This is a genomic window from Microbacterium sp. CCH5-D1, from assembly GCF_001557335.1.
Lineage (GTDB): Bacteria > Actinomycetota > Actinomycetes > Actinomycetales > Microbacteriaceae > Microbacterium > Microbacterium oxydans.
In genome coordinates this window covers 1-3,689 of record NZ_LSJW01000059.1, presented here as the reverse complement: position 1 = coordinate 3,689, position 3,689 = coordinate 1, and the positions used below count along the sequence as shown (strand labels likewise).

At 69.4% G+C, this 3,689-nt stretch carries 5 protein-coding genes; 2 read left to right on the top strand and 3 right to left on the bottom strand.

The genetic code is table 11. The features are described 5' to 3' along the window. Together AX744_RS03790 and AX744_RS03785 are read left to right on the top strand one after the other, a co-directional pair. Positions 1-243, top strand: a 243-nt coding sequence (locus AX744_RS03790; protein ID WP_157543513.1) for an NAD(P)H-binding protein, incomplete at its 5' end; no start/stop codon positions are given. A gap of 24 nt (positions 244-267) precedes the next feature. Next, on the top strand, positions 268-1,479 hold the full coding sequence (locus AX744_RS03785) for a glycoside hydrolase family 3 N-terminal domain-containing protein (RefSeq protein WP_061015443.1): 1,212 nt from the start codon (positions 268-270) through the stop codon (positions 1,477-1,479). 3 nt (positions 1,480-1,482) lie between these two features. Here the strand turns inward: AX744_RS03785 and AX744_RS03780 are convergent, their stop codons facing one another. The 3 genes from AX744_RS03780 to AX744_RS20520 all read right to left on the bottom strand — a co-directional run. Further along, positions 1,483-2,346 carry a hypothetical protein gene (locus AX744_RS03780; RefSeq protein ID WP_061015442.1) on the bottom strand — a complete coding sequence of 288 codons (864 nt, stop codon included), beginning with the start codon at positions 2,344-2,346 and terminating at the stop codon, positions 1,483-1,485. A gap of 1 nt (position 2,347) precedes the next feature. Further along, a complete protein-coding gene (locus tag AX744_RS03775; RefSeq protein WP_061015441.1) occupies positions 2,348-3,373 on the bottom strand; it encodes an App1 family protein in 1,026 nt (341 codons plus the stop codon). A 4-nt stretch (positions 3,374-3,377) separates the two neighbouring features. After that, on the bottom strand, positions 3,378-3,689 hold a 312-nt coding region (locus AX744_RS20520), incomplete at its 5' end, for a DedA family protein (RefSeq protein WP_442922828.1).

Here is a 3,689-nt window from a genome sequence, read left to right as displayed (position 1 = left end):
GACGAGCACCTGCGCGGTACCGGCCTCGAAGGCACGATCCTCGCTCCGGGGACTCTCACGTTCGACGATCCGACCGGACGCATCCAGATCGATCCCGAGGGGCGGGGAGCCGTTTCCCGTGCCGACGTCGCAGCTGTGATCGCGGCATCCCTGCAGGAACCGTGTACGGTCGGCCGGACGATCCGCTTCGGCAACGGCGACGCCGACTCGGCAGACCCCATCGCCGATGCGCTGTCCTGCTGACGCCTCTGCATCACCGCGACGAGCATGACGTCTCGGGTCCGCAGGTACGGGGCGGGTGCCCTGGCGCTCGCCGCGATGGCGGGGCTGTGCGCAGCGACGCCGGCCACAGCCTCCTCCACCTTCACGGACACGCCAATACGCGCGGCGGCGGCCGAGACTTCGTCTGGCGTCTCCTCCGAGGAGTTCGTGGAACGCGCTGAAGAGCGGGTGGCGGAGATGTCGGTCGCGGAGCAGGCATCGACGGTGGTCATGGGACACGTCGCGGGAACCGATCCGGCGGCCCTGCATGCCTACATGGCATCGGGGCTGGGTGGATTCATCCTCATGGGCGCCAACATCCCCGCGACGGAAGCGGAGCTGCAGGCTCTCACGGCCGCGCTCACCGTCGATCCCGCCCTTCCGCCGCTCATCGCCGTGGACCAGGAAGGCGGCTTCGTGTCTCGACTGCACGGCGACGGCTTCCCCGCTTCGACCTCGCTGAAGGGGCTCCCGGTCGCGGAGACGTCGGCGGCGTTCTCCGCACGGGGCGCCCTGGTGGCACGCGCCGGGATCACGGTGAACTTCGGCACGGTGGCGGACTACACGTCCGATCCCGCTTCGTTCATCCACGGCCGGGCACTCGGAATCGACTCCGCGTCCGCCGCCGAGCGCGTCGCGGCGGCGACCACCGCACAGGAGCAGTTCGTCGCCTCGACGCTGAAGCACTTCCCCGGCCACGGCGCCGCGCCCGGCGACTCGCACCGGGCGATCCCGAGTTCCACGATGGGTCGGGAGGAATGGCGTGCCACGGAAGCCGTGCCTTTCGAGGCGGGCATCGACGCCGGGGCCTCCCTGCTTATGTACGGTCACCTCGCCTACACCGAGATCGACCCGCTTCCCGCGTCGCTCTCGCCGGTCTGGCACGACATCGCCAGAGAAGAGCTCGGCTTCACGGGGGTGGCGGTGACAGATGACCTGGGGATGCTGCTGTCGTCGGGAGACCCCGCCTATGCCGATCCGGTCGCGAACGGGGTGGCGGCGATCGCCGCAGGGAACGACCTGGTGCTGATGATCGCAGGTTCCGACGCGCAGACTGCCGGGGCGATGGCGGCAGGCATCGGGGCGGCGGTCGATGCGGGCGCGCTTCCGGCCGAGAGGCTCGAAGAAGCAGCGACGCGGGTGGTGGCGCTGCGCATGCAGATGGCTGCCGCGACGGCTCGATGGGCGACCTGCGACGACTGCGAGCCCGTCGGCTGACGCTCAGGCCGCCTCGCGGGCTCCCTCGCCGAGCCAGGCATCCAGCAGGGCCGACCGGAGTGCCGCACCACGGTCTGCGAATCCTCGCTGCCGGCGGACGTACTCGGCCTTGCCCTCCGGTGTCTCGATGGGCACGGGCACGATGCCCCAGGGCGAGAGGTCGTAGGGCGCGGCCTCCATGTCGAGGAGGCGGATGTCTCGGGCCAGCTCGAACGAATCGAGGAGCAGCTCACCCGGGATGAGGGGTCCCAGCTTGGTGGCCCACTTGTACAGATCCATGCCGGCGTGCAGGCAGCCCGGTTGCTCGAACAGCGGCTGCTCGTCCCTGCTCAACGAGGTGCGGTTGCGGGGCACGGCCTCGGGAGTGAAGAAGCGGAAGGCGTCGAAGTGGGTGCAGCGAAGGTCGTGGTTCTCGACCACAGCGTCGGTTCCATCCCGCCCGAGGCGCAACGGAACCGAGTGACGGGTCTCGTCCGCGCGGTACACCATGGCCCACTCGTGCAGTCCGAAGCATCCGAACTGTCCGGGACGCGACGCCGTGCGGCGGAGCATCCTCTCGATGAGCGATGCCAGCTCTGCCTTCTCCGTGCCGAAAGCCGCCGCATCGGGAACTGCGCTGTCCGCGCTGCTGCCTGTCGTGTACCACCGCCACTCGACTCGCTCGACGGCCTCCGCGAGCTCGACACCGGCACCGGGGTGCCAGCGACGCAGCTGAGCCGGTTTGTACGAGTAGTAGGTGAAGAGGAAGTCCCACACCGGGTGCTTCTCGGCCCTGGTCGCCCTGTCACGGTGCGCGGCGGTGAGCTCGTCGGCACGTTCACGGTGCTTCTCTTCGCGGAGGAGCCACTCCTGGCGGGCGATGGGCATGTCAGTGCAGGATGCCGGCTTCGCCCAGCAGGTCGCGAAGGCCCGCGCCGTCCTCGGCACTGACCCAGGGGGCGGTGTCCTCGGAGTGCGGCTCGTGTCCGGCGCGCCCACCGGCGAGCACGGCCTCGGCAGGAAGCAGGCGACGGATGGCGACACCGGCGACGGAATCGGGGTACTCGTCCATGAACTGACTGTAGATGGCCTCGTCGTGCTGCCCGTCGTCGCCGATCAGGAGCCACTTCACGTGCGGGAACTCGGTCGCCAGTCTCCGCAGGTTGGTCAGCTTGTGTTCGCGGCCGCTGCGGAACCAGCGTTCATGCGTCGGTCCCCAGTCGGTCAGGAGCATGGAGCCGGCGGGGAAGAGATGGCGACCGAGGAAGCGCCACAGCGTGGGGGCGACGTTCCAGGCGCCGGTGGAGAGATACACCATGGGGGCGCCGGGGTGCTGTCGCAGCAACTGGTCGAGGAGCACGGCCATCCCGGGTACGGGGAGTCGGGCGTGCTCGTCGAGTACGAAGGAGTTCCAGAACGCGATGAACGGACGAGGCAGCGCCGTCACCATCACGGTGTCGTCGACATCGGAGACCACACCGAACGTGGTCTCCTCGGCGACGATGAACGCTCTCGCCTCCACGGGGGCTTGCCCCTCGACGGAGAAGGTGAAGGTCTGCCAGCCGGGTTCGAGGTCGACGCGGATCATGGCATCCACCACGCCACCGCGGTCGGCCGCCACCTGATGGGTGGTGTCACCGAAATGCACGCTGACGGATGCGAAGCCCACGGGGATGCCGACGAAGCTGCGCCACCCGCGTACACTCGCCGGCTCGCCGTGACGTGTGCGGCGCTGCGGGGGCACGATCAGCACACGTCCGACCACGCGCACCCACCCGGGGCCGCCGTAGCCGGGGAAGGGCAGGATCGTCGCGACACGACCACGACGGCGCGCACGACCTTCACGCCAGACGTGGAGGCGGTGTTCGAGTCGGGCGAACCAGTGGATCCGGGGGGCTGGGGGAGCCGATGCCATTGACTCAGTCTTTCACGTCGGCGTCGGCCTCCGCTTCGGGCCCCTCCAGGTGACGGGCCTCGAGGCGCTGCAGCAGCTTCTTTCCGAGGAACGCCAGGAGCAGGAACAGTGCGATGACGCCGACGAAGATGTAGCCCGCGAAGTGCACGCGATCGACGAGCTCGCGGAAGCTGCCGGCCGCGAGCGATGTGACGCTCACGTATGCGGTTGCCCAGAGCGCGCAGGCGGGAGCCGTCCACGCCAGGAACCTGCGGTACGGGTACTCGCTCATGCCGACGGTCAGGGGGACGAGCGAGTGCAGCACGGGGAGGAACCG

Excerpts from the sequence above, each read along its gene's own strand:
- AX744_RS03785 (WP_061015443.1), top strand. The coding sequence starts at position 268 with ATGACGTCTCGGGTCCGCAGGTACGGGGCGGGTGCCCTGGCGCTCGCC.
- AX744_RS03780 (WP_061015442.1), bottom strand. The coding sequence starts at position 2,346 with ATGCCCATCGCCCGCCAGGAGTGGCTCCTCCGCGAAGAGAAGCACCGT.
- AX744_RS03775 (WP_061015441.1), bottom strand. The coding sequence starts at position 3,373 with ATGGCATCGGCTCCCCCAGCCCCCCGGATCCACTGGTTCGCCCGACTC.